We start from the raw sequence: 21,891 nt of genomic DNA on the forward strand, positions 1-21,891 counted from the left end.
GGATAACTCATCTACCGTTGAGTTCAACAGTTGATGAGTTTTGCGGGAGGTGGGCGATGGACGACGCCATAGCGGTCCGCGACCTGGTCGTGGACCGTGGCCGGCGGCGGGTCCTCGACGGGATCAGCTGCACGGTGCCGCGCGGTACGGTCACCGGCCTGCTCGGGCCCAGCGGCAGCGGCAAGACCACCCTGATGCGGGCGGTGGTCGGGGTGCAGACGATCGCCGCCGGCACCGTCACCGTGCTCGGCGTGCCCGCCGGCACGGCGCAGCTGCGGCACCGGGTGGGCTACCTGACCCAGGCGCCGAGCGTCTACGCCGACCTGACCGTGCGGGAGAACGCCCGCTACTTCGCCGCGCTGCACGGCCGGCGCGCGGCCGACGCCGACCGGGCCGTCGCCGACGTCGGGCTGGCCGGTGCGGCCACCCAGCTCGTCGGCACCCTCTCCGGCGGGCAGCGCAGCCGCGCCTCGCTGGCCTGCGCCCTGGTCGGCGAGCCGGAGCTGGTCGTGCTCGACGAGCCCACGGTCGGCCAGGACCCGGTGCTGCGGGCCGACCTGTGGGCCCGGTTCCACGCGATGGCGGCGGCCGGGACGACCCTGCTGGTCTCCAGCCACGTGATGGACGAGGCGGCCCGCTGCGACCGGCTGCTGCTGATCCGCCAGGGCCGGCTGATCGCCGACGACACCCCGGACGCCGTCCGCGCGCACACCGGCGTCGACGACCTGGAGGAGGCGTTCCTCCGGTTGATCCGCGAGAGCGAGACGGGGCACCGCCCCACCGGGGAGGAATCATGAGCGCGAGGATCCTGGCCGTCACCACCGGGCGCATCCTGCGCCAACTGCGGCACGACCGGCGCACCGTGGCACTGCTCGTGGTGGTGCCGACGGTGCTGCTCACCCTGGTCTACTTCATGTACGTCGACCAGCCCGCCCCGCCCGGGCAGCCGTCGCTGTTCGACCGGGTGGCGCTGGTGATGCTCGGCTTCTTCCCGTTCATCATCATGTTCCTGGTGACCAGCATCGCGATGCTGCGCGAGCGGACCACCGGCACGCTGGAGCGCCTGCTCACCACCCCGCTGGGCAAGCTCGACCTGCTCTTCGGCTACGGCATCGCGTTCGGCCTGGCCGGCGCGGCGCAGGCCACCATCGCCTCGGCGGCGGCGTACTGGCTGTTCGACCTGGAGACCGCCGGCAGCGTCTGGCTGGTCGTCATGATCGCCGCGGTGAACGCGGTGCTCGCGGTCGCGCTCGGGCTGCTGTGCAGCGCCTTCGCCCGCACCGAGTTCCAGGCGGTGCAGTTCATGCCGGTGGTGGTGCTGCCGCAGTTGCTGCTCTGCGGGCTGTTCGTGCCGCGCGGGGAGATGGCCGGCTGGCTCCAGGCGATCAGCGACGCCTTCCCCCTGTCGTACGCGGTGGAGGCCCTCCAGGAGGTCGGCGCGCACGCCGAACCGACTTCCACGATGTGGCGGGACGTGGCGATCGTGGGCGGCGCGGCCGTGCTGGCCCTGGTGCTGGCGGCGGCGACCCTGCGCAGGCGCAACGGATGACACCGCGACGCACCGGCCGCCGTCCCGGCAACCCGGACACCCGGGAGGCGATCCTCGCGGCGGCCCGCACGGCCTTCGCCGAGCGCGGGTTCGACGCGACCTCGATCCGGGTGATCGCGACGGCGGCGGGCGTCGACCCGGCCCTGGTGCACCACTACTTCGGCAGCAAGGACCAGCTCTTCCGGGCCACCGTCGACATCCCGGTGGATCCGGCGGCGCTGCTCCCCGCCGTGCTGGCCGGCACGCCGGACGAGGTGGGCGAGCGGCTGGTCCGGTTGTTCCTCGGGGTGTGGGACTCGCCGACCGGCGCGGCGGCCGTGGCCCTGCTCCGCTCGGCGACCAACAACGAGTGGACTGCCCGGCTGATGCGCGAGTTCCTGGTCACCCAGGTGCTGCGCCGGGTCCTCGACCACCTGGACGTCGCGCCGGACGAGCTGCCGCTGCGCGGCTCGCTGGTGGCCAGCCAGATGATCGGCCTGGCGATGATGCGCTACGTGATCCGGCTGGAGCCGGTCGCCTCCGCCGACCCGGAGACCCTGGTGGCGGCGCTCGGCCCGACCGTGCAGCGCTACCTCACCGGCGACCTGGGCTAGCCGGCCGGCCGGACGTCGCTAGCCGGCCGGCCGGACGTCCGGGCGGGCGGCCGTCGCACGGGGGCAGAGCATCGGGTGCAGCAGCCGGGACAGCTCCGCCGGATCGGCCACCGGGTGCGGGAAGGGCAGCCGGGCACGCCGCCGGTCACCCGGACCGCCGTACGCCACGACCAGGCCGTACCGGTCCAGCCGCACCACCCGGGGCCGATCGCCAGTCAGGTCGAGCCGTCGACGCAGGTACGCGGTGACCTCCGGCCCGTGGCGGTCGGCGAGGTCGGCCAGCAGCGCGGCCTCGACGGGGTGCAGTGGGTCCGGCGTGGCGACCGCGTACCCGGTCGGGTCGATCCGGCGCACCGCGCCGGCGCTCTCCAGCCGGGCCTCGGCCACCTCGAAGCGGTGCATCCGGAAGCGGGTGCCCACGTCGAGCAGGTCACCGCTCGGGTCGACGGCGGCGAACTCGACCGCGGCGTCCCGCGCCTCCTCGCCGGTCAACGGCGCCGCCCAGCCGGACACCCAGGCCCGCCCGAGCGACGGGGCGCCCGCGGCCGGGGGCAGGTCCAGCACGTCCAGCACCACGGCGACGTCCTCGGCGGTACCCGGGTCCAGCTCGGCGGCGAGGTCGCTGACCACCGGCACGAGCAGCAGCACCCGACCGTCGGCGTCGGTGGCGTGCCGGACGTGGTGCGGGCCGGGGCGGTGGGCGAGGTGCACGAGGCCGGGAAGCCGGCCGGCGACCAGGGTGCGGACGATCTCGGCGGGGCTCGGTCCCACGATGGCACCTCCAACACAGGTTAGGCTTACCTAAATCGCACCCTAGAGCAACCGAGCGGGGACGTCCACCGTGAACCACCCCGGCCGCTCCCGGCCCTCGACCGGGCGACGCCGGTGCCGCGCGACCGGCACGGGCCTCCGTCGGGTTCCACGGATGCCGATCGCTCGACAGAGGCCAGCGACGCACCGTGCTGATGACTTTCAGTGACTGTCGCGCGGAGACCCATCCGGGGTGCCGCCGTCCTTTGCTCTGCTGCCACGGACGCACCACCGCGCCCACCAGGCGATCCGTCACCAGCACGCCGTTGCAATACGGGGCGAGTCGCCACCGTGGGTGACTGTCGCGCCGGTGGGTGCAGAGCAAAGCGTCCGGACAGGGATGGTCGGGCGGACCGGATCGACACGGAACGTCACCACTGCCAGGCGCCCCTCCCGCGCCGTCGGACATGCCGGGCACGCCCGCCTCGCCCGCCGCCGGAAGCCGGCCGGCCGATCAGCGGGTCTGCTCCAGCCAGGAGGCGTAGAGCAGGCCGTACACCGAATCCGGGTCACGGACCAGCTCGTCGTGCGGACCGCGCTGCACGATCCGCCCCCGGTCCACCACGATCACCTCGTCGGCGGCCTGGGCGGTGGAGAGCCGGTGCGCGATGGCCAGGGTGGTCCGGCCGCGGGTGACCGCGTCCAGGGTGCGTTGCAGGCGCACCTCGGTGGCCGGGTCGACGGCGCTGGTGGCCTCGTCGAGCACCAACAGGTCCGGGTCGGCCACGTACGCCCGGGCGAGCGCGACGAGCTGCCGCTCCCCCACGCTCAGCGCCTCGCCCCGCTCCCCCACCGCAGTGTCCAGGCCGGCCGGCAGCCCGTCGAGCCAGTCGGCCAGCCCCAGCTCGGAGAAGGCGACGGTGAGCTGGTCGTCGGTCAGCTCGGGTCGGGCGAAGCGGACGTTCTCCCCGACCGTGGCGTCGAAGAGGAAGCCGTCCTGCGGCACCATCACCACCCGGGACCGCAACGAGGAGAACCGCACCTGCTCCAGCGGCACCCCGGAGAGCAGGACCGCACCCTCGGTCGGGTCCATCAGCCGGGTCAGCAGCTTGGCGAAGGTCGTCTTGCCGCTGCCGGTCTCGCCGACCACCGCGACCCGGCTCTTCGCCGGGATGTCCAGGGTGACGTCGTGCAGCACCGGCGGACCACCCGGGTAGGCGAAGCCCACCCCGGCGAACCGGACGTCCAGCGGGCCGGCCGGCAGCTCCCGCCCCTGCTCCCCCGGGTCGGCCACGTCCGGCGCGACGTCGAGCACGTCGAGCACCCGACGCCAGCCGGCGATCGCGTTCTGCGCCTCGTTGAGCACCTCGGTGGCGATCTGCACCGGCTGGATGAAGAGCGTCACCAGGAACAGGAACGCGGTGAGCTGACCCACCGACAGCGAGCCGTCCACCCCGAGGAGCACCCCGAGCACCACCACCCCGGCGAGCGCCACCCCGGCGGCCAGTTCCCCGACGGAGCTGCCCAGGATGCTGATCCGGATGGCCCGCTGCTGCGCCGTGCGCTGGGCGTCGATCGCGTCGTCCACCCGCCGGGAGGTCCGGCCGGCGATCCCGTACGCCCGGATCACCGGGGCCCCGACGACGCTCTCGGCGATGGTGCCGAGCAGGGTGCCGGTGCGCTGCCGGACCACCCCGTACGCCGCGCCGAGCCGCCGTTGCAGCGCCCGGATGACCAGCACCGCCGGGGCGAAGGCGACGAGCACCACCAGCGTCAGCTGCCACGAGTACGCCAGCATGACGGCGGTGGTGACCACGAGCTGACCGAGGTTGACCAGCAGGATCACGCCACCCCACTGGAGGAACTGGGTGATCTGGTCGACGTCGCTGGTGACCCGGGAGACCAGCGAACCGCGCCGCTCCGACTGCTGGTGCAGCATCGACAGGTCGTGCACGTGCCGGAACGCCCGGGTACGGACGTTGGCCAGCGCGGTCTCGCTGACCGTGAACAGCCGGCGCATCATCAGGTAGCCGCAGATGGTGGTGACCACCAGCACCGCGGCGGTGGCGACCGCCACCGTACCGACCACGCCGAGGTCCGGGCCGCCTGCGGCGGTCAGACCGTCGTCGATGCCGCGTTGCACCGCCACCGGTACGGCCACCCGGCCCACCATGTAGACCAGAGCCAGGGCCACCGTGCCGGCGAGACCGACGCGCAGCTCCGGGGAGAGCGCGAGCCCACGGCGCATCGTCCGCCAGGCGGACTCGGTGGCCTCCGGCCGCTGCGGCTCACCACTGGTCACCGGTCCACCTCGATCTCCAGGCCGGAGGCCAGCGGGGTGACCTCGTCGTACGTCCGGTTCTGCTCGCGTTCCCGCTCGGCCTGCTCGTACGCGGTGACCAGGTCGGCGTACCCACCGACGGTGGCGAGCAGCTCGCGGTGGGTGCCCCGGGCCAGCACCCGCCCGTGCTCCAGGTAGATCACCTCGTCGGCGAGCGCGATGGTCGCCCGGCGGTAAGCGACCACCAGGATCGAGGCGGCGGCGCCCTGCCCGCCGGTCGGGGCGCGCAGACCGGCCAGGATGGCCGCCTCCACCCGCGGGTCGACCGCGCTGGTCGCGTCGTCGAGGACCAGCAGCCGGGGCCGCCCGGCGAGCGCGCGGGCCAGGGTGAGGCGTTGGCGCTGCCCGCCGGAGAGCGAGGTGCCCCGCTCGCCGACCAGGGTGTCCAGCCCGTCGGGGAGCGCGGCGACGAAACCGTCCGCCTCGGCCAGCCGCAGCGCCGCCCAGACGTCGTCGTCGCCGATGCCCGGCCGGTCCAGGGTGATGTTGGCCCGGACGGTGTCGTCGAAGACGAACGGCACCTGGGCGACCAGGGCGACCGTCGAGGTGAGCGACTCGGCGCTCAGGTCGCGGACGTCCACGCCGTCCAGGGTGACCGTGCCGGAGTCCGGATCGACCAGGCGCACCGCCAGCGAGGTGACCGTCGACTTGCCGGCGCCCGTCGGCCCGACCAGGGCGACCGTCTTCCCGGCCGGCACGGTGAAGGAGACCTCGCCGAGCACCTCGGCGCCGGGCAGGTGCGCCTCGGCCGGCTCGTAGGCGAAGTGCACGTCGTGGAAGGCCAGCGTGGCCGACGTCGACGGGTCCGGGTCGAGCCGGCGGTCGCCGTACGGCATCTCGCCGGTGGCGTCCAGGACCCGGCGGACCCGGTCCCAGCCGGCGACGCTGCGCGGCAGTTCGGCCAGCACCCAGCCGATGGCCCGCACCGGGAAGGCCAGCACGGTGAAGAGGAAGGCGACGCTGACCAGCTCGCTGACGCTGATCGCGCCCTGGCGCAGCCGGACCGTGCCGACCACCAGCACGGCCAGGGTGCCGAGGCTGGGCAGCGTCTCCAGCAGCGGATCGAAGACGCCGCGCAGCCGGCCGACGGAGATCAGCGCGTCGCGCAGCTCCCCGGCGCGGGCGGAGAAGCGGTTGGTCTCCTGGGCCTCGCGGCCCATCGTCTTGACCACCAGCGCGCCGTCGAAGCTCTCGTGGGCGATGCCGCTGACCTCGGCGCGCAGCCGCTGCGCGCGGGCCTGCCGGGGCGCCATCCGCCGGGAGTAGACCACGTTGAGCGCGAAGAGCGCCGGGAACACGGCCAGCCCGACCAGGGCCAGCGCCCAGTCGGTGAGGAAGAGCGAGGCGATCGCGCCGACCAGCATCACCAGCGTGCCGACGGCGAAGGGCAGCGGGGCGATCGGGTACCAGGCCGCCTCGACGTCGGAGTTGGCGTTGGACAGCAGGGTCCCGGTGGCGTTGCGCTGGTGCCAGGCCAGCGGCAGTTCGAGGTAACGGCGGGTGACCCGGCGCCGGTAGGCCGCCTGGAGGCGGTACTGCATGTAGCCCGCGCCGAGACGGCGGCCGAAGATGCCGACCACCCGCAGCACGCTGATGCCGAACAACGCCGCCGCGGCCAGGGCGAGCGCGCCGACCGCGACGGACCCGTCGGCGATCGACGGCAGCGCCACCTCGCCGATGACCGCTCCGACGACCCGGGCGCTGACGATCACCATGAGGCCGAAGAGCACGCTGCCGGTCACCGCCACCGCGAAGATCCGTGGCTGCTCCCGGATCGCCCGGCCGAGGACGGACAGCCCTCGCCCGATCACGTCCCGACTCGTCCTGCTCGCCACGCTCGCCCCCGCCGTAAGCCGCCTCGTATCCGTCCATCCTTACCGGTCCGGGCCGGCCGCGCCGAGCCGGACGGACTATGTCCGCCGTCACGTGCGTGCCGTCGCGTCCGATCCGAGGGGTGCCGCGCGCTCGACGCGCCGACGCGCACGGGTGGGCCTACCATCCCTGTCATGCCGCGGTACGCCCGATCGGAGCGCGAGGCGCTCGCCGATCTCATGTTGGAACTGGGCCCGGACGCACCGACGATCAACGAGGGGTGGACGACCCGTGACCTCGCGGCGCACCTCGTGGTCCGCGAGCGCCGGCCGGACGCCGCCGGCGGCATCCTGCTGCCGCCGCTGCGCGGGTACGGCGAACGGGTGCGCCTGCGCGTCGCCGCGCTGCCCTGGGCGGACCTGGTCGGGCGGGTGCGCCGTCCGCCGGTGTGGAGCCCGCTGAGCAACCCGCTCACCGACGAGCTCGCCAACACCCTGGAGTTCTTCATCCACCACGAGGACGTGCGGCGGGCCCGGTCGGGGTGGCTGCCCCGGAACCTGCCGGCCGGATTGCAGGCCCGGCTGTGGAAGCCGGCGGGGCTGCTGGCGCGTACGGCGCTGCGCCGGTTCCCGGCCGACGTGCTGGTGCAGGCCCCCGGGTACGGCGAGCTGACCGTGGGTCGTGGCGGTGACCGGCTACGGCTGGTGGGCGCACCGGGCGAGCTGGCGCTCTTCCTCTCCGGCCGGCAACGGGTGGCCCGGGTGCAGATCGACGGCCCCACCGCGGCGGCCGACCGACTCCGTACCGCCCGCCTCGGCTTCTGACCCGCCGCACCGCCGCCCACCGGTACGACCCGGATCGGCCACGATCACGGTACGGGCTCGGCCGATGACGCCCCGTCAACGGCCTGCGCCATGTGCGAAATCGGTCACCTCCCCGCGTCCCATCATCCGTACGCACCGATCCTCACCGATACCACTTCCCGTACCCTTCTGCGCGCGTCGGCCGACCCGGCCGGCCGGACAGGAGGCCACCATGCGGAGCACGGCCGTGGCGGCACTGCACGAGCCGCCCTTCGCCGCGCGGCGACACGCGGACACCGACGAGGTGGCCACCCAGAGCCTCGACTGGGCCCACCACCTGGGGCTGGTCGACGCCGGAGCACGATGGCACCGGCTGCGCCGGGCCGCCGGCGCCGAACTCGCCGGACGGGCCTGCCCACAGGCGCCGACCGACCGGCTCAGGCTGCTCGCCGACCTGATCACCTGGTTGTTCGTCATGGACGACGCCTGCGACGAGGACGGCCTCGGGGCGCAGCCGACCCGGCTCGCCCCGACGGTCGGCGTCCTGCTGGACGTGCTCGACCGGCTCGGCGACCCGGCCGCGCCGCCGCCGGCCACCGCCGGACCGCTCGGCCTGGCGCTGCACGACGTCTGCCGGCGGGTCCGCGAGCAGGACCGTCCCACCCTGCTGCTGCGGCTGGTCAGCCAACTGCGGGAGTACCTGCTCGCCCTGCTCTGGGAGGCTGCCAACCGGGAGCGCCGGCGGGTGCCCGGCCTGGCGGAGTACGTGCAGATGCGGCGGCACACCGGCGGCGCCCGCCCCAGCATGACGCTCACCGACCTCGCGTACGACGGACTGCCCGCGGCCCGGCGGCGGGTCGACCCGGAGGTGCTGGCCCTCGACGACCTCTCCGCCGACCTGGTGTGCTGGTGCAACGACCTGTTCTCGCACCGCAAGGAACGACGGGTCGAGGCCGACGCGCAGAACCTGGTCACGGTGATCGCGGCGCAGCACGACCTCGACGACGACACCGCCTTCCGCGCGGCGGCCGACCGGTTCAACGACGGCCTGACCCGCTACCTGGACCGGGAGGCGACCCTCGCCGGGGATCCGGCGCTCGCGCCGTTCCTGGCCGCCCGCCGGTCCTGGATCCGCGCCACCTACGACTGGTCGCTGCGGGCGACGCGGTACGACTGACCCGCCCAGCTGGCGGGACTCAGCCTGCTCACAGCTTCGGGGGCTAGCCGACGCCCGGGTGCAGGCAATACTCTTCGGTAACCGCAGAGCGACGTGACCCCCGTCACGTCACCCACCCCCTGAAGGCGGCTACAGCGATGGCTCTCGATGTACCGTACCGTTCCATCCCCGACATGTTCCTCAAGCGCGTGGCCGCGACTCCCGACCGCCACGCTTTCGCCCACCCGAACTCGGACGACTCCGGGCCGGTCTGGCTCACGTGGGAACAGGTCGGCCAGCGGGCCAAGGCGGTCGCCGCCGGCCTGCACGGCCTGGGTGTCGGGCTGGAGGACCCGGTCGCGATCCTGGCGAACACCCGACTGGACTGGGTGATCGCCGACTTCGGCATCATGTGCGCGGGCGGCGCGACCACCACCGTCTACCCCACCACCGAGCCCGAGGACGCGACCTACATCATCGCCGACTCGGGTTCGGTGGTGCTGTTCGCGGAGAACCCGGCCCAGGCGGCGAAGGTCGCCGGCGCCGACCTGCCCGCGCTGACCCACGTGGTGCTCTTCGACGGCGCCGCCGACCCGGCCGCGGCCGTCCCCCAGCTCACCCTGGCCGAGTTGGAGGAGCGCGGCCGCACGGCGCTGGCGGCCGATCCCGACCTGGTCGACCGGCTGGTCGCCCCGGTCGGCCCGGACCACCTGGCCACCCTGATCTACACCTCGGGCACCACCGGCCGCCCGAAGGGCGTGGAGCTGCTGCACGGCGGCTGGTGCTGGGAGGCGGTCGTGCAGGCCGAGACGAGCCTGCTGCGCGCCGACGACGTGCACTACCTCTGGCTGCCGCTGTCCCACTCGTTCGGCAAGACGCTGATCTGCGGCTCCACCCACGTCGGTCTGCCCACCTACGTCGACGGCCGGGTGGAGAAGCTGGTCGACATGCTCGCGGTGATCAAGCCGACGCTGATGTGCGGCGCGCCCCGGATCTACGAGAAGGTCTACAACAAGTCGGTCACCACGGCGCAGGACGCCGGCGGGGCCAAGGCGAAGATCTTCGCCTGGGCCGTCGCGGTCGGCAAGGAGAAGGTCGCCCTGGAACAGGCCGGGCGTCCGGTCCCGACCGGGCTGAAGCTGAAGTACGCGGTGGCCGAGAAGCTGGTGTTCAGCAAGATCCAGAACCGGCTCGGCGGCCGGATCCGGGTGCTGGTCTCCGGCGCGGCGCCGCTGAGCAAGGAGATCGCCACCTTCTTCGCCGCGGCGAACCTGCCGATCTCCGAGGGGTACGGCCTGACCGAGACCAGCGCCGGTAACTTCGTCAACCCGCCGGACGGGCTGCGCATCGGCACGGTCGGCAAGGCGATGGGCGACCTGGAGTGCCGGATCGACACCGACGGCGAGATCCTGGTTCGCGGCCGTCCGGTCATGCGCGGGTACCACAACCTGCCCGAGGAGACCGCCGCCGCGTTCACCGAGGACGGCTTCTTCCGCACCGGCGACATCGGCACCCTCGACGACAACGGCTACCTGCGCATCACCGACCGGAAGAAGGACCTGGTCAAGACCTCCGGCGGCAAGTACATCGCGCCGTCGCACATCGAGGGCATGTTCAAGGCGATCTGCCCGTACACCTCGCAGGCGATCGTGATCGGCCAGGCCCGCAACTACTGCACCATGCTGGTCACCCTGGACCCGGACGCGATCAAGGGCTGGACGGCCGGCGGCCCGCTGGAGGGCCGGGACTACGCCGAGGTCGTGGCCTCCCCCGAGGCGAAGGCGATGGTCGAGGAGTACGTCGCGCAACTCAACGCGAAGCTCAACCGGTGGGAGACGATCAAGAAGGTCACCATCCTGCCGCGCGACCTGACCATCGAGCACGGCGAGATCACCCCGTCTCTCAAGATCAAGCGGCGGGGTGTGGAGAGCAACTTCTCCGCCGAGATCGACCGGATGTACGAGGGCACCCTCGCCGAGATCTGACCGGCCCGGTGGCCGTGCCCCGTCCCTCCCCCGGGGCACGGCCACCCTCGTCCGGCTCACAGGTGCCGTCCCCGCCACCGGGTGTGCTCGATCTCGGCGGCGTGTTCCTCCTCCTCGGCCACCCGCCGGACGTCGCGGCGCAGGTCGCCGTCGGTCACGGTCTGCGTGACGACCGTCGCGACGCAGACGACCGCCAGCACCGCCAGTGCCACCAGTTCCGGTATCCGGGCGCCGATCGGGGCGAGCACGGCGAGCAGCACCGCGCCCGCGACCGGCGGCCACCGGAGCACCCGCAGCGCCCGCAGCCCGCAGGCGGCGAGGGCCAGCAGGTAGAGGGCCACCCCGCCCCAGAGCACCGCCACCCAGTACACCCCCAGCGGCGGGCCCCAGGTGGGGGTCTCCGGATCGGCCCCCTCGGCCAGCAGGTCCTTCAGTCCCAGGGCGAACAGGATGATCCCGGTGATCATCGGCAGGTGCAGGTAGGTGTAGGCGTCGCGGGCCAGCCGGGCCCGGGCGACCGGCTCCCGGGTGCGGTGCAGCGCCTGCTCGACCGCCAGGGCGAGGGTGTCGAAGTACGCCCACCACAGCGCCGACGCCACCGCGATGCCGAGCACCGCGCCGACCATCACCTCCCAGGTCAGCGGCAGTTCGGTGGCGAACTTCGGACCGAACCCCAGCGCGATGATCGACTCACCCAGAGCGACCAGCACGATCAGGGCGTGCCGCTCCGCCCAGTGCCCGGCCGAGACCACCACCCAGTGCTGCCGGCCGAGCGTGACGCCGCCGATGTACTCGGTGAGCAGGGCTGCGAGCCACAGGGCCAGCCGGATCCAGCCCTGCGCGACGCCCTCGGCGAGTCGGTGCGGCACCAGCGCCGCGACGACCAGGAACCCGGTGGAGATCACCGGCAGCGCCGCGAGCAGCGCCCAGCGGCGCAGCCGGGCCGGGTCGCCACGGGCCAGCCAGCCGAAGACCGCGAGTTGCAGGGCCCGGATCAGGAAGTAGCAGCCGGCGAAGACGATCGGGCCGTTGAGCCCGCCGGGCCGGTCGACGAACGCCTTGGGCATGACCAGGGCGAGCAGGAAGGTCGCGGCGAGGGTGAGGAAGCCGACGGCCGGCAGGACGCCCTGGTCGGTGCGGACGGCGTTGCCGAGCGCGGTGAACCCGGTCCAGCACCACCAGAGCAGCGACAACACCAGCAGGGCGCTGACCAGGCCGGGAACGGTCGCCCGGGCCGAGGTGACCGAGGTGACGGTCAGGAAGGCGAAGACGAAGACCAGGTCGTAGTAGAGCTCGAGCCGGCTGGTACGCGAGCCGGGCGCGCCGGGTCGCAGCCCCCGCCTCCACCTCCCCCCGCCGCCCACATCGGCAGTCTCGCAACGGTCCGGCCCGTACGGCCGCGGATCGGCGGCACACCCGTCAGAAGTGGTGGCGGCGCCAGGTGTTCGCCTCCGCCTCCAACGCGGCCTGTTCGGCCATCGCCGTCTCCCGCACCCGGCGGCGGGCCTCCCCGGTGGCCCGCAGCTGGACCAGCACCACGACCACCACGGCGACGGTGAGCAGACTCAACGTGGTCAGCACCGGCAGCCGGTAGGCCGCCGGTAGGAGCAGCACGAGCAGGACGACGGCCGCGGTGAGCACCCGGTCGAGCCGGCGGAACACCCGCAGCTGGATGGCGACCAGCGCGACCAGGTAGAGGATCACCCCGCCGTACAGCACCAGCAGGGCCAGCCCGGCGAGTTCGTCGCGGGAGGCGGAGGCGGGATCCTTGATCACCCCGGCCAGGATCTCCTTCAGCCCGAGGGCGAAGAGGATGATCCCGACGATCAGCGGCAGGTGCAGGTAGGTGTAGACGTCCCGGGCCATCGGGATCCGTCGGCGGCCCCGCACGCCGTGCAGCACCTGCTCGACGGCGAAGGCCAGCACGTCGAAGTAGAGCCACCAGAGCGCCGCGATGATCGCGATGCCGAAGACGCCAGCGGCGATGATCGGGATGGCGATCGGGCGGCCGGCGCGGCTGGTCGAGCCGATGCCGAGCGCGATCACCGACTCGCCGAGGGCCACCAGCACGATCAGCGCGTGCCGCTCGGCCCAGTGCCCCACCGAGCGCAGCCGCCACCCCGTGCGGGGCAGCAGGAGGGCGACACCGTACTCCGTCAGCAGCGCCACCACCCACAGCCCGATCCGGACGTTCTCCACCGCCGAGTCGGGCACCACCCGCTGCGGCACCGTCGCGGCGAGCACGATGATCACCGCGCCGCCCATGGTGGGGGCGGTGAGCAGCATCGAGCGCGCCCGTGGCGCCCGGCCCCGTCCGACGGTGCTCCAGAGCGCGACCACCTTGACCAGCCAGGTGGACAGGTAGGCCAGCGAGAAGACCCACGGGCCGTAGAGCCCACCGGGCTCGTCCCGGAAGGCCACCGCGGTGGTCAGGGTGAGCACGAAGATCGCCGCCATGATCGAGAATCCGACCAGCGGCATGACGCCCTGGTCGGCACGGAGGATGTTGCCGACCGCGGCGAAGCCGGTCCAGCACCACCAGAGCAGCGCCAGCACGAGCAGCGCCTCGATCAGTTGCCGGGCGTTCAGGTCCGCCGCGGTGAGCGTGGTGACGTTGAGGAACGCGAAGACGAAGACCAGGTCGTAGAAGAGTTCCAGCCGGGTGACCCGGGTGCCGGGCCCGCCCCAGCTGATGAGCCGGTTCCGGACCGATGTCCCCACCCGGGCAGTCTGCCCACCGTCCCGGCACCGGCGGGCCGGATCGGCCGCAGGGCACCCGTCCGGGCGTCGTCCGTGACCGGGCTCCGGCCCGCGCCGTGCTCGCCAGCCGGGCGGCGGGCGTCAGGCGATGACCGTCGCCTCCCGCCACTGCGGGCGGGCGGCCCGGTCCAGGTCGTACCGGACGTCGGCGAGCCGGCCCACCGCCTCGACCAGGTCGGCCGCGGGCAGGGTGAAGGGCAGCCGCAGGAAGCGCTCCAGGGTCCCGTCCAGGCCGAACCGGGGGCCGGGGGCCAGCCGTACGCCGACCTCCTCGGCGGCGCGGGCCAGCGCGCTGGAGATCGGGCCGTCCAGCTCGGCCCAGAGGGTGACCCCGCCGCGTGGGGCGGTGACCCGCCAGTCGGGCAGGCGCTCGGCGAGCGCGCCGAGCAGGGCGTCGCGCTGGGCGGCGAGCTGGCAGCGGCGGGCGGCGACGATGGTCGGGGCGTCGGCGAGCAGGTGCACCGCGACGAGCTGGTCCAGCACCGGGCTGGCCATGTCGACCCCGACCCGGGCGGCGGCGAGCCGCTGCACCTGCGGCGCGGAGGCCCGCACCCAGCCGATCCGCAGCCCGCCCCAGTACGGCTTGCTCATCCCGCCGATGGAGATCACCCGGGAGTGCCGGTCGAAGGCGGCGGTGGGCGGGGGCAGCTCGGTGCCGTCCAGTGGGAGGTCCACGAACGACTCGTCGACGACCAGGTCGGTGCCGGCGGCGTGGGCGGTGGCGACCGCCCGCTCGCGCAGCTCGGCGGGCATCAGGTGACCGGTCGGGTTCTGGAAGTCGGGGATCAGGTAGGCCAGCTTGGGCCGGGTCTGCCGGATGCTGCCCAGCAGCAGCTCGGCGTCCCAGCCGGCCCCGTCGGCGGCGAGACCGTGGGTGGCGATCCGGGCCCGGCGCGCGGAGAGCGCGGCCAGCGCGTTGGGGTAGGTGGGCGACTCGACCAGGACGCTGCCGCCGGGGGCCAGCGCCAGTCGCAGCACCAGGTCGAGCGCGTGCTGGGTGCCGCTGGTCACCATGATCTGCTCGGCGCTGGTGGGCAGTCCCCGCTCGGTGTACGACCGGGCGACCGCCTCGCGCAGCTCGATGATCCCGGTCGGGTGGTAGCCGGCGCCGCCCAGGTAGCGGGGCAGGTCCTCGGTGGCGGCCCGGGCCGCCGGGACGAGCTGGGGCGGGGCGGCCAGCGCGGCGACCCCGAGGTCGATCATGTCGCGGTCGTCCAGCGGGGTCCAGAGCCCGGTGCTGGCGACCCGGTGGGTGCCGGGCAGCATCGTCCAGCTCCCGGCGCCGCGCCGGCTGGCCAGGTGCCCGGTCTCGCGCAACTGCCGGTAGGCGGCGGTGACCGTGGTACGGCTGATCCGCAGCGCCTCGGCGAGTTCCCGCTCGGCGGGCAGGCGTACCCCCAGCGGGAGCCGGCCGTCGGCGAGCAGGCCGCGGACCGCGGCCGCGAGCGCGGCGTAGTCCGGGCTGCGGCGACGGCCCGGCAGGGCGTGCCACTGCCCGAGAAGCCGTGCCAATTGGCTGCCCCGCACCTGGCTGGTCACGGCCACCTCCCGGGAATTGGCTCTTCTATTGCGAGGATTGGCCCCTAGGTTGGCATGTGTGGCAGCGATTGGCAATCTCCGGCATCGGCCGGTACGGCGCCTGACCCAGCTCTACACCGGGCTGGTCCTCTACGGCGTGAGCATGGCCCTGATGATCCGCTCCGGACTCGGCCTCAACCCGTGGGACGTCTTCCACCAGGGGCTGTCCCGGCAGACCGGCATCTCGGTGGGCACGGCGAGCATCCTGGTCGGCGCGGCGGTGCTGCTGCTCTGGATCCCGCTGCGGCAGCGCCCCGGGCTCGGCACGGTCAGCAACGTGGTGGTGATCGGCCTGGCGGTGGACGCCACCGTGGCCCTGCTCCCCACCGGGCTGCCGCTGCCCACCCGGATCGGCCTGCTCGTCACCGGCATCGTCGCCAACGGCGCCGCCACCGGTCTCTACCTCGGCGCCGACCTCGGGCCCGGCCCGCGCGACGGCCTGATGACCGGACTCGTCGCCCGCCGCCCCGGCTGGTCGGTACGGCTGGTCCGCACCGCCATCGAGGTGCTGGTGCTGGTCTCCGGCGCGCTGCTCGGCGGCACCGCCGGCCTCGGCACGGTCGCGTACGCGCTCGCGATCGGGCCACTGGTGCAGGTGTTCACCCCGATCTTCGCGGTGGCACCCCGACCCGTGGCCGGCCGGCTCCCACCCCCCACTCCCCTGACCTGCACCGATGCCCCAGCGGGAAAGTAGGTGTTTTCTCCGCCGACACCGACGGGCATCATTCCTGCATGGGGGAGAACGGATGGCGCTGGACGGACGCATGGATCTTCGTGTCACTGGTGATCGCGAGCGGCGCGGGGAGGCACCGTCGGGCGGCCGACTCGCGGCGTCCGGAAGGCGTCCGGCTCGCTGACGTCATCTCCACGGCGGACCACCTCAACCAGGCCATCCCGGACCGCGACGACGTCGAGACGGCGGTGCGCCGGCTGGTCGGGGCGGGGCTGGTGATCGTGAGCGACGGCTGGTTCCGGATCACCCCGGACGGCGAGCGGCTCTGGCGGACCAGGCCGAGCGCGGGCGTGGGGACCACGGTGGACACCGTCCAGGGCGTGCTGGTGCGCCGGCACACCGCTCCGGGCGACGCCGACTGGCACCTGCCGGAGGACGACCACGCCGCCGCGGTGCAGGAGTACCTGGTCCGGTCGATCCCGGCGCCGCGCCGCTCGCCGGAGGGCCGGAGCGGCCGCTGAGGCTCAGCGGGTGGGGTGGCCGGCGGCCTTCAGCGCGTCCTTGACCTCGCCGACGGTCAGCTCGCCGAAGTGGAAGACGCTGGCCGCGAGCACCGCGTCCGCGCCCGCGCCGATGGCCGGCGGGAAGTGCGCCACCGCGCCCGCGCCACCGCTGGCGATGACCGGCACGTCGACCACCGCGCGGACCGCCTGGATCAGCGCCAGGTCGAAGCCGGCCTTGGTGCCGTCGGCGTCCATCGAGTTGAGCAGGATCTCCCCCGCCCCCAGCTCGGCGCCGCGCCGGGCCCACTCGACCGCGTCGATGCCGGTGCCCCGGCGACCGCCGTGGGTGGTGACCTCGAAGCCGCTCGGCGTGGTGCCCGCGGGGGCCCGCCGCACGTCCAGCGAGAGGACCAGCACCTGCCGGCCGAACCGGTCGGCGATCTCGGCGATCAGCTCCGGCCGGGCGATGGCGGCGGTGTTGACGCCGACCTTGTCGGCCCCGGCGCGCAGCAGGGTGTCGACGTCGTCGACCTGCCGGACGCCACCGCCGACGGTGAGCGGGATGAACACCGACTCCGCGGTGCGCCGGACCACGTCGAGCATGGTGCCCCGGTCGCTGGAGGAGGCGGTCACGTCGAGGAAGGTCAACTCGTCCGCGCCGGCGCGGTCGTACGCCGCCGCCAGCTGCACCGGGTCACCGGCGTCGCGCAGGTCGAGGAAGTTGACCCCCTTGACCACCCGACCGGCGTCCACGTCCAGACACGGGATCACCCGTACCGCCACCGTCATGTCGTGAGCCTATCCAACGCACGCGCGGCGACGACCAGCCTGTGAGGCCGGCCACCGCCGCGCGCCGTCCGGGTTCAGAGCCGGACGAGCATCTTGCCCAGGTTGTCGCCGCGCAGCACGCCGAGGAACGCCTCCGGGGCGTTCTCGATGCCGTCGACGACCGTCTCGTCGTACGAGATGCTGCCGTCGCGCAGCCAGCCGGCCATCTCCGCGACGAACTGCTTGCGCAGGTGGCCGTGGTCACCGACGAGGAAGCCGCGCAGGGTGAGCCGCTTGCCGATGACCAGCGCCAGGTTGCGCGGGGCGGCCGGCGGCTCGGTGGAGTTGTACTGCGCGATCATGCCGCAGATGGCGGCCCGGCCGTGCGGCTTCATCGCGCCGATGGCGGCCTCCAGGTGCTCGCCGCCGACGTTGTCGAAGTAGACGTCGACGCCGTCCGGGGCGGCGGCCTTGAGCTGCTGGTACACCGGGCCGTCGTGGTAGTCGAAGGCGGCGTCGAAGCCGAGCGCCGTCAGCCGCTCGACCTTGGCCGGCGAGCCGGCGCTGCCGACCACCCGGCCGGCGCCGGAGAGCTTGGCGATCTGGCCGACCATGCTGCCCACCGCGCCGGCCGCGCCGGAGACGAAGACGGTCTCCCCCGGCTTCATCCCGGCCACCTCGAGCAGCCCGGCGTACGCGGTCAGGCCGGTCATGCCGAGCACGCCGAGGTACGCGCTGACCGGCGCGAGGCTCGGGTCGACCTTGCGGGCCGCCTTGGCGTCGAGCAGCGCGTACTCGCGCCAGCCGAGCCCGTGCAGCACGGTGTCGCCGGGCTCGATCCCGTCTGCCTCGCTCGCCACCACCTCGCCCACCGCGCCGCCGTCGAGCGGGGCGTCGAGCGCGAACGGCGGGACGTAGGACTTGACGTCGTTCATCCGGCCCCGCATGTACGGGTCGACCGACATGAACTGGTTGCGCACCACGATCTGGCCGGGGCCGGGGGTGGGCACCTCGGTCTCGACCAGGCGGAAGTTGTCGGCGGTCGGCCAGCCCTGCGGGCGGGAGGCCAGATGGATCTCACGGTTGGTGCTCATCGGAGTTCGTCCTTTCGTACGCGAGGTGTCGACGGCCCTGCGGTGTCGCTCAGGCCGACGCGGCCTCGCGGACGGTGAGCGTGACCTCGATGTTGCCCCGGGTGGCGTTGGAGTACGGGCAGACCTGGTGGGCCGCCTCGACCAGTTGCTCGGCGGCGGTCCGCTCGACGGCGGGCAGGTCCACCACGAGGGTGACGGCCAGGCCGAAGCCGCCGCTGCCGTTCGGCCCGATGCCCACCTCGGCCTCGACGACCGAGCCGGAGACGTCCGCCCTGGCCTTGCGGGCGACCAGGCGCAGCGCGGAGTGGAAGCAGGCCGCGTAGCCGGCCGCGAAGAGCTGCTCCGGGTTGGCCGCGCCGCCGGCGCCACCCATCTCCTTCGGGATGGCCAGGTCCAGGTCGACGGTGCCGTCGGAGGTACGGACGTGGCCGTCCCGGCCGTCGCCGGTGGCGAGCGCGGACGCGGTGTAGAGCACCTGCACGGGGATCACTGCTCCTTCTGTCGGTGGATCGTCTCGGTGACCCGGGTGAGGGTGTCGCGCAGGGCGATCAGCTCGGCCTCGCCGAGGCCGGTGGCGCGGGCGACCCGCAGCGGCACCTCGTCCATCCGTTGCCGCAGGGCCACACCGTCGGCGGTGAGCCCCACCTCCACCCGTCGCTCGTCGCGCGCCGAGCGGGTCCGGACCACCAGGCCCGCCGCCTCCAGCCGCTTGAGCAGCGGGGAGAGCGTGCCGGAGTCCAGCCGCAGGGCGGCGCCGAGTTCGGAGACCGTGGGGGCGTCGTCGCCGCGCTCCCAGAGCACCAGCAGCACCAGGTACTGCGGGTAGGTCAGGCCGAACTCGTCGAGGATGGGCCGGTAGACGTCGGTGAGGGCGCGCGACGCGGCGTAGAGCGCGAAGCACACCTGTCGACGCAGCACCAGATCATCGGTCACGTCGAGAACCGTAGTGCACAATTAAGTTGTGCACAATAGATCAGCCGACGACGTGACGGCCGCCACAACCGGAACAGCACACCGCCCCGCCCCGCACAGGGCGGGACGGGGCGGGGCGGAACCGGTGTTCAGGCGGCGGGCAGGTACGCCTCCAGCTCCACCTCGACCAGCAGGTCCGGGTCGATCAGCCCGGCCACCACGACCATCGTCGCCGCCGGACGGACCGCGCCGAACACCGCGTTGTGCGCCCGCCCGACCTCGTCGGCGTAGAGCCGGTCGGTGACGTACATCCGGGTCCGGACCACGTCGCCCGCGCCCGCGCCCACCTCGGCCAGCGCGTCCAGGGCGATCCGCAGCGCCTGGGCGGTCTGGGCGGCGGCGTCCCCGACGTGGACGACCGCCCCGTCGACCGTCGACGTGCAGCCGGCCGTGATCACCCGGTCGCCGGCCCGCACCACCCGGGAGTAGCCGTACAGCGTCTCCCAGGGGCCGCCCGAGCCGAGCCGGGTGACGGTCGGGCCACCCGGCACGGCGGCCTCGGTCACGCCGCGGCCCGCAGCGTCTCCAACGCCTGCGCCACCGTGAACGCGCCGGCGTAGAGCGCCTTGCCGGCGATCACACCCTCCACCCCGACCGGCTCCAGGGTGGCCAGCGCCCGCAGGTCGTCCAGCGTCGAGACGCCGCCGGAGGCGATCACCGGGGCGTCCGTGCGGCCACAGACCTCACGCAGCAGATCCAGGTTCGGCCCGCGCATGGTGCCGTCCTTGGTGATGTCGGTGACCACGTAGCGCGACGCGCCCGCCTTGTCCAACCGCTGGAGCACCTCCCACAGGTCACCGCCGTCGCGGGTCCAGCCCCGGGCCGAGAGGGTACGACCCCGCACGTCCAGACCGATCGCCACCCGGTCGCCGTACTCGCCGCAGATCCGGTCACACCACTCGGGATCCTCCAGGGCGGCGGTGCCGATGTTGACCCGGGCCGCCCCGGTGCCGAGGGCGGCGCGCAGCGACGCGTCGTCGCGGATGCCCCCCGACAGCTCGACCTTCACGTCGAGCCGGCCGACGACGTCGGCCAGCAGCGCGGCGTTGGAGCCCCGGCCGAACGCGGCGTCGAGGTCGACCAGGTGGATCCACTCGGCGCCGTCGGACTGCCAGGCCAGCGCGGCCTCCAGCGGGTCGCCGTACGCGGTCTCACTGCCGGCGGCGCCCTGCACGAGGCGGACGGCCTGGCCGTCGGCGACGTCCACGGCGGGCAACAGGGTGAGGCTCAACTCTCTTCTCCTCGGTCAGATCCGACGGTCCAGCGCGATCACCACGATCGCCGGCAGGACCAGCAGCAGCAGGACGACCAGCACCAGGCGCAGCGCCAGGTCGTCGACGAACGCCCAGATGCCGAACAGGGCCGCCAGGGTCAGCCCCACGATGGCGGCCCGCTCCCCCCGGGTACGCCGGCCCACCCGCCCGGTACGACCCCGCCGCCACTGCGGCGTGAGCCGACGTACCAGAGCCCGGCGACGCTGCCGGCGGGCCACCGTGCGCTGGCGGGCCACCCGTTCCCGGGCGGCCTCGGCCTCCCGCACCGCGCGCCGACGCGCCCGCTCCTTGCTCACCGGGCGGCCCCCGGCACGACGGGCCGGGACGACCCGACGCACGGGCGGCGCCGCGCGGCGGGCGCCCCGGCGATCGATCGACGGGCGACGGACTCAGTCAACCGTGGCCAGCCAGTTGCGCAGCAGCACGGCACCGGTGTCGGCGGACTTCTCCGGGTGGAACTGGGCGGCCGACAGCGCGCCCCGCTCCACCGCGGCGACGAAGTCCGTCCCGTGGTGGGCGGTGGTGACCGTCGCCCCGGACGCGACCAGCCCGGCGACGTCGTTCACCGCGTACGAGTGGACGAAGTAGAACCGGCTGTCGGCCGGCAGACCGGCGAAGAGCACCGACCCGGCGGGCGCGTCGACAGTGTTCCAGCCCATGTGCGGCAGCCGATCGGCGGGCAGCTTCGTCACCCCGCCGGGCAGCAGGCCGAGGCCCTTGGTGACCACCCCGTGCTCGTCGCCGTGCGCGAAGAGCACCTGCATGCCGACGCAGATGCCCAGCACCGGACGGCCGGCGGCGACCCGCTCGGCGATCACCGGCCCCGCGCCCAACTCCTCGATCCCCGCCATGCAGGCGGCGAACGCACCCACGCCCGGCACCACCAGGCCGTCCGCCTCAGCGGCGGCGGCCAGATCGGCGGTGACGGTCACGTCGGCGCCGGCGCGCTCCAGCGCCCGCTCGGCCGAGCGCAGGTTGCCCGAGCCGTAGTCGAGCACCACGATCCGCTTGCTCATGCCGGCACCTCGCTCGGCCCGGCGGCCGCACGCGACTGCGCCGCTCCGGTCATCCGCTCGCTCATGAGCCCTCCCCGGGCAGCAGCCAGAGCACCCCACCGATCGTCGCCAGCAGGGCGAGCAGACCGGTGATCACCACCGCGCCCCGCGGCGCGCCCTGCCGGTGCAGGGACCACGTCCCACCGACCAGCACCCCGGCCAGGATCAGCAGCAGCGTCGGCAGCACCGGGCCCATCAGCGTTCCCCCTCGTTCCCGACGGCGGT

The 21,891-nt window shown here is 73.8% G+C and carries 23 protein-coding genes; 8 read left to right on the forward strand and 15 right to left on the reverse strand.

The window, feature by feature from the left end:
• The first annotated feature begins 56 nt into the window (after nucleotides 1–56).
• From ACPFP2_RS14135 to ACPFP2_RS14145, 3 genes are read left to right on the forward strand one after another with little or no spacing between them, the layout of a single operon-like run.
• On the forward strand, nucleotides 57–797 hold the full coding sequence (locus tag ACPFP2_RS14135) for an ABC transporter ATP-binding protein (RefSeq protein WP_424089618.1): 741 nt from the start codon (nucleotides 57–59) through the stop codon (nucleotides 795–797).
• Entirely contained in the window at nucleotides 794–1,549 is a 756-nt protein-coding gene (locus tag ACPFP2_RS14140) for an ABC transporter permease (protein ID WP_424089619.1), read from the forward strand. The genes ACPFP2_RS14135 and ACPFP2_RS14140 overlap by 4 nt, the downstream gene beginning before the upstream one ends.
• On the forward strand, nucleotides 1,546–2,142 hold the full coding sequence (locus tag ACPFP2_RS14145; protein WP_424089620.1) for a TetR family transcriptional regulator: 597 nt from the start codon (nucleotides 1,546–1,548) through the stop codon (nucleotides 2,140–2,142). Before ACPFP2_RS14140 ends, ACPFP2_RS14145 begins: the two co-directional genes overlap by 4 nt.
• A gap of 18 nt (nucleotides 2,143–2,160) precedes the next feature.
• Here ACPFP2_RS14145 and ACPFP2_RS14150 read toward each other — a convergent pair whose 3' ends face one another.
• The 3 genes from ACPFP2_RS14150 to ACPFP2_RS14160 form a co-directional block, all read right to left on the reverse strand.
• Nucleotides 2,161–2,913 (reverse strand): DUF2470 domain-containing protein, encoded by a 753-nt coding sequence (locus ACPFP2_RS14150; RefSeq protein WP_424089621.1) that lies wholly within the window; start codon nucleotides 2,911–2,913, stop codon nucleotides 2,161–2,163.
• A 493-nt stretch (nucleotides 2,914–3,406) separates the two neighbouring features.
• Nucleotides 3,407–5,140: an ABC transporter ATP-binding protein gene (locus tag ACPFP2_RS14155; protein WP_424089755.1), complete on the reverse strand. Its 1,734-nt coding sequence runs from the start codon at nucleotides 5,138–5,140 to the stop codon at nucleotides 3,407–3,409.
• A 50-nt stretch (nucleotides 5,141–5,190) separates the two neighbouring features.
• A complete protein-coding gene (locus tag ACPFP2_RS14160) occupies nucleotides 5,191–7,068 on the reverse strand; it encodes an ABC transporter ATP-binding protein (protein ID WP_424089622.1) in 1,878 nt (625 codons plus the stop codon).
• 171 nt (nucleotides 7,069–7,239) lie between these two features.
• Between ACPFP2_RS14160 and ACPFP2_RS14165 the strand changes: the two genes are divergently transcribed.
• The 3 genes from ACPFP2_RS14165 (at nucleotide 7,240) to ACPFP2_RS14175 (ending at nucleotide 10,989) form a co-directional block, all read left to right on the forward strand.
• On the forward strand, nucleotides 7,240–7,869 hold the full coding sequence (locus tag ACPFP2_RS14165) for a TIGR03085 family metal-binding protein (protein ID WP_424089623.1): 630 nt from the start codon (nucleotides 7,240–7,242) through the stop codon (nucleotides 7,867–7,869).
• Between the two features lie 211 nt (nucleotides 7,870–8,080).
• Entirely contained in the window at nucleotides 8,081–9,025 is a 945-nt protein-coding gene (locus tag ACPFP2_RS14170) for a terpene synthase family protein (protein WP_424089624.1), read from the forward strand.
• A 137-nt stretch (nucleotides 9,026–9,162) separates the two neighbouring features.
• Nucleotides 9,163–10,989, forward strand: a complete 1,827-nt coding sequence (locus ACPFP2_RS14175) for an AMP-dependent synthetase/ligase (RefSeq protein ID WP_424089625.1) — start codon at nucleotides 9,163–9,165, stop codon at nucleotides 10,987–10,989.
• A gap of 56 nt (nucleotides 10,990–11,045) precedes the next feature.
• Here ACPFP2_RS14175 and ACPFP2_RS14180 read toward each other — a convergent pair whose 3' ends face one another.
• The 3 genes from ACPFP2_RS14180 to ACPFP2_RS14190 form a co-directional block, all read right to left on the reverse strand.
• Nucleotides 11,046–12,353: a low temperature requirement protein A gene (locus tag ACPFP2_RS14180; protein WP_424089626.1), complete on the reverse strand. Its 1,308-nt coding sequence runs from the start codon at nucleotides 12,351–12,353 to the stop codon at nucleotides 11,046–11,048.
• Nucleotides 12,354–12,408: 55 nt separating this feature from the next.
• Nucleotides 12,409–13,710 (reverse strand): low temperature requirement protein A, encoded by a 1,302-nt coding sequence (locus tag ACPFP2_RS14185; protein ID WP_424089627.1) that lies wholly within the window; start codon nucleotides 13,708–13,710, stop codon nucleotides 12,409–12,411.
• Between the two features lie 120 nt (nucleotides 13,711–13,830).
• Nucleotides 13,831–15,288 carry a PLP-dependent aminotransferase family protein gene (locus tag ACPFP2_RS14190; RefSeq protein WP_424089628.1) on the reverse strand — a complete coding sequence of 486 codons (1,458 nt, stop codon included), beginning with the start codon at nucleotides 15,286–15,288 and terminating at the stop codon, nucleotides 13,831–13,833.
• Nucleotides 15,289–15,346: 58 nt separating this feature from the next.
• Here ACPFP2_RS14190 and ACPFP2_RS14195 point away from each other — a divergent pair, with 58 nt between their 5' ends.
• Both ACPFP2_RS14195 and ACPFP2_RS14200 read left to right on the forward strand, forming a co-directional pair.
• Complete coding sequence (locus ACPFP2_RS14195) at nucleotides 15,347–16,021, forward strand: YczE/YyaS/YitT family protein (RefSeq protein WP_424089629.1); 675 nt, start codon at nucleotides 15,347–15,349, stop codon at nucleotides 16,019–16,021.
• Between the two features lie 38 nt (nucleotides 16,022–16,059).
• Entirely contained in the window at nucleotides 16,060–16,521 is a 462-nt protein-coding gene (locus ACPFP2_RS14200) for a hypothetical protein (protein WP_424089630.1), read from the forward strand.
• 3 nt (nucleotides 16,522–16,524) lie between these two features.
• Here the strand turns inward: ACPFP2_RS14200 and hisF are convergent, their stop codons facing one another.
• The 9 genes from hisF to ACPFP2_RS14245 form a co-directional block, all read right to left on the reverse strand.
• Entirely contained in the window at nucleotides 16,525–17,292 is a 768-nt protein-coding gene (gene hisF, locus ACPFP2_RS14205; RefSeq protein WP_424089631.1) for an imidazole glycerol phosphate synthase subunit HisF, read from the reverse strand.
• Nucleotides 17,293–17,366: 74 nt separating this feature from the next.
• Nucleotides 17,367–18,365 carry an NADP-dependent oxidoreductase gene (locus tag ACPFP2_RS14210; RefSeq protein WP_424089632.1) on the reverse strand — a complete coding sequence of 333 codons (999 nt, stop codon included), beginning with the start codon at nucleotides 18,363–18,365 and terminating at the stop codon, nucleotides 17,367–17,369.
• A gap of 49 nt (nucleotides 18,366–18,414) precedes the next feature.
• Complete coding sequence (locus tag ACPFP2_RS14215; protein ID WP_424089756.1) at nucleotides 18,415–18,846, reverse strand: organic hydroperoxide resistance protein; 432 nt, start codon at nucleotides 18,844–18,846, stop codon at nucleotides 18,415–18,417.
• Nucleotides 18,847–18,851: 5 nt separating this feature from the next.
• Nucleotides 18,852–19,298 (reverse strand): MarR family winged helix-turn-helix transcriptional regulator, encoded by a 447-nt coding sequence (locus ACPFP2_RS14220; RefSeq protein ID WP_091291190.1) that lies wholly within the window; start codon nucleotides 19,296–19,298, stop codon nucleotides 18,852–18,854.
• A gap of 128 nt (nucleotides 19,299–19,426) precedes the next feature.
• Nucleotides 19,427–19,843, reverse strand: coding sequence for a RidA family protein (locus tag ACPFP2_RS14225; protein WP_424089633.1), 417 nt, complete (start codon nucleotides 19,841–19,843; stop codon nucleotides 19,427–19,429).
• Nucleotides 19,840–20,568 (reverse strand): bifunctional 1-(5-phosphoribosyl)-5-((5-phosphoribosylamino)methylideneamino)imidazole-4-carboxamide isomerase/phosphoribosylanthranilate isomerase PriA, encoded by a 729-nt coding sequence (gene priA, locus ACPFP2_RS14230; RefSeq protein ID WP_424089634.1) that lies wholly within the window; start codon nucleotides 20,566–20,568, stop codon nucleotides 19,840–19,842. The genes ACPFP2_RS14225 and priA overlap by 4 nt, the downstream gene beginning before the upstream one ends.
• Nucleotides 20,569–20,583: 15 nt before the next feature.
• Complete coding sequence (locus ACPFP2_RS14235; RefSeq protein WP_088975224.1) at nucleotides 20,584–20,907, reverse strand: hypothetical protein; 324 nt, start codon at nucleotides 20,905–20,907, stop codon at nucleotides 20,584–20,586.
• A gap of 93 nt (nucleotides 20,908–21,000) precedes the next feature.
• Nucleotides 21,001–21,627 (reverse strand): imidazole glycerol phosphate synthase subunit HisH, encoded by a 627-nt coding sequence (gene hisH / locus ACPFP2_RS14240; RefSeq protein WP_424089635.1) that lies wholly within the window; start codon nucleotides 21,625–21,627, stop codon nucleotides 21,001–21,003.
• A gap of 61 nt (nucleotides 21,628–21,688) precedes the next feature.
• Nucleotides 21,689–21,862, reverse strand: a complete 174-nt coding sequence (locus tag ACPFP2_RS14245; protein ID WP_424089636.1) for a hypothetical protein — start codon at nucleotides 21,860–21,862, stop codon at nucleotides 21,689–21,691.
• Between the last annotated feature and the right edge of the window lie 29 nt (nucleotides 21,863–21,891).

It is taken from the genome of Micromonospora citrea, assembly GCF_049629545.1.
Lineage (GTDB): Bacteria > Actinomycetota > Actinomycetes > Mycobacteriales > Micromonosporaceae > Micromonospora > Micromonospora citrea_A.

Excerpts from the sequence above, each read along its gene's own strand:
- ACPFP2_RS14145 (WP_424089620.1), top strand. The coding sequence starts at position 1,546 with ATGACACCGCGACGCACCGGCCGCCGTCCCGGCAACCCGGACACCCGG.
- ACPFP2_RS14135 (WP_424089618.1), top strand. The coding sequence starts at position 57 with ATGGACGACGCCATAGCGGTCCGCGACCTGGTCGTGGACCGTGGCCGG.
- hisH (WP_424089635.1), bottom strand. The coding sequence starts at position 21,627 with ATGAGCAAGCGGATCGTGGTGCTCGACTACGGCTCGGGCAACCTGCGC.
- ACPFP2_RS14170 (WP_424089624.1), top strand. The coding sequence starts at position 8,081 with ATGCGGAGCACGGCCGTGGCGGCACTGCACGAGCCGCCCTTCGCCGCG.
- ACPFP2_RS14200 (WP_424089630.1), top strand. The coding sequence starts at position 16,060 with ATGGGGGAGAACGGATGGCGCTGGACGGACGCATGGATCTTCGTGTCA.
- hisF (WP_424089631.1), bottom strand. The coding sequence starts at position 17,292 with ATGACGGTGGCGGTACGGGTGATCCCGTGTCTGGACGTGGACGCCGGT.
- ACPFP2_RS14175 (WP_424089625.1), top strand. The coding sequence starts at position 9,163 with ATGGCTCTCGATGTACCGTACCGTTCCATCCCCGACATGTTCCTCAAG.
- ACPFP2_RS14245 (WP_424089636.1), bottom strand. The coding sequence starts at position 21,862 with ATGGGCCCGGTGCTGCCGACGCTGCTGCTGATCCTGGCCGGGGTGCTG.
- ACPFP2_RS14155 (WP_424089755.1), bottom strand. The coding sequence starts at position 5,140 with ATGCGCCGTGGGCTCGCGCTCTCCCCGGAGCTGCGCGTCGGTCTCGCC.
- ACPFP2_RS14210 (WP_424089632.1), bottom strand. The coding sequence starts at position 18,365 with ATGAGCACCAACCGTGAGATCCATCTGGCCTCCCGCCCGCAGGGCTGG.
- ACPFP2_RS14140 (WP_424089619.1), top strand. The coding sequence starts at position 794 with ATGAGCGCGAGGATCCTGGCCGTCACCACCGGGCGCATCCTGCGCCAA.
- ACPFP2_RS14165 (WP_424089623.1), top strand. The coding sequence starts at position 7,240 with ATGCCGCGGTACGCCCGATCGGAGCGCGAGGCGCTCGCCGATCTCATG.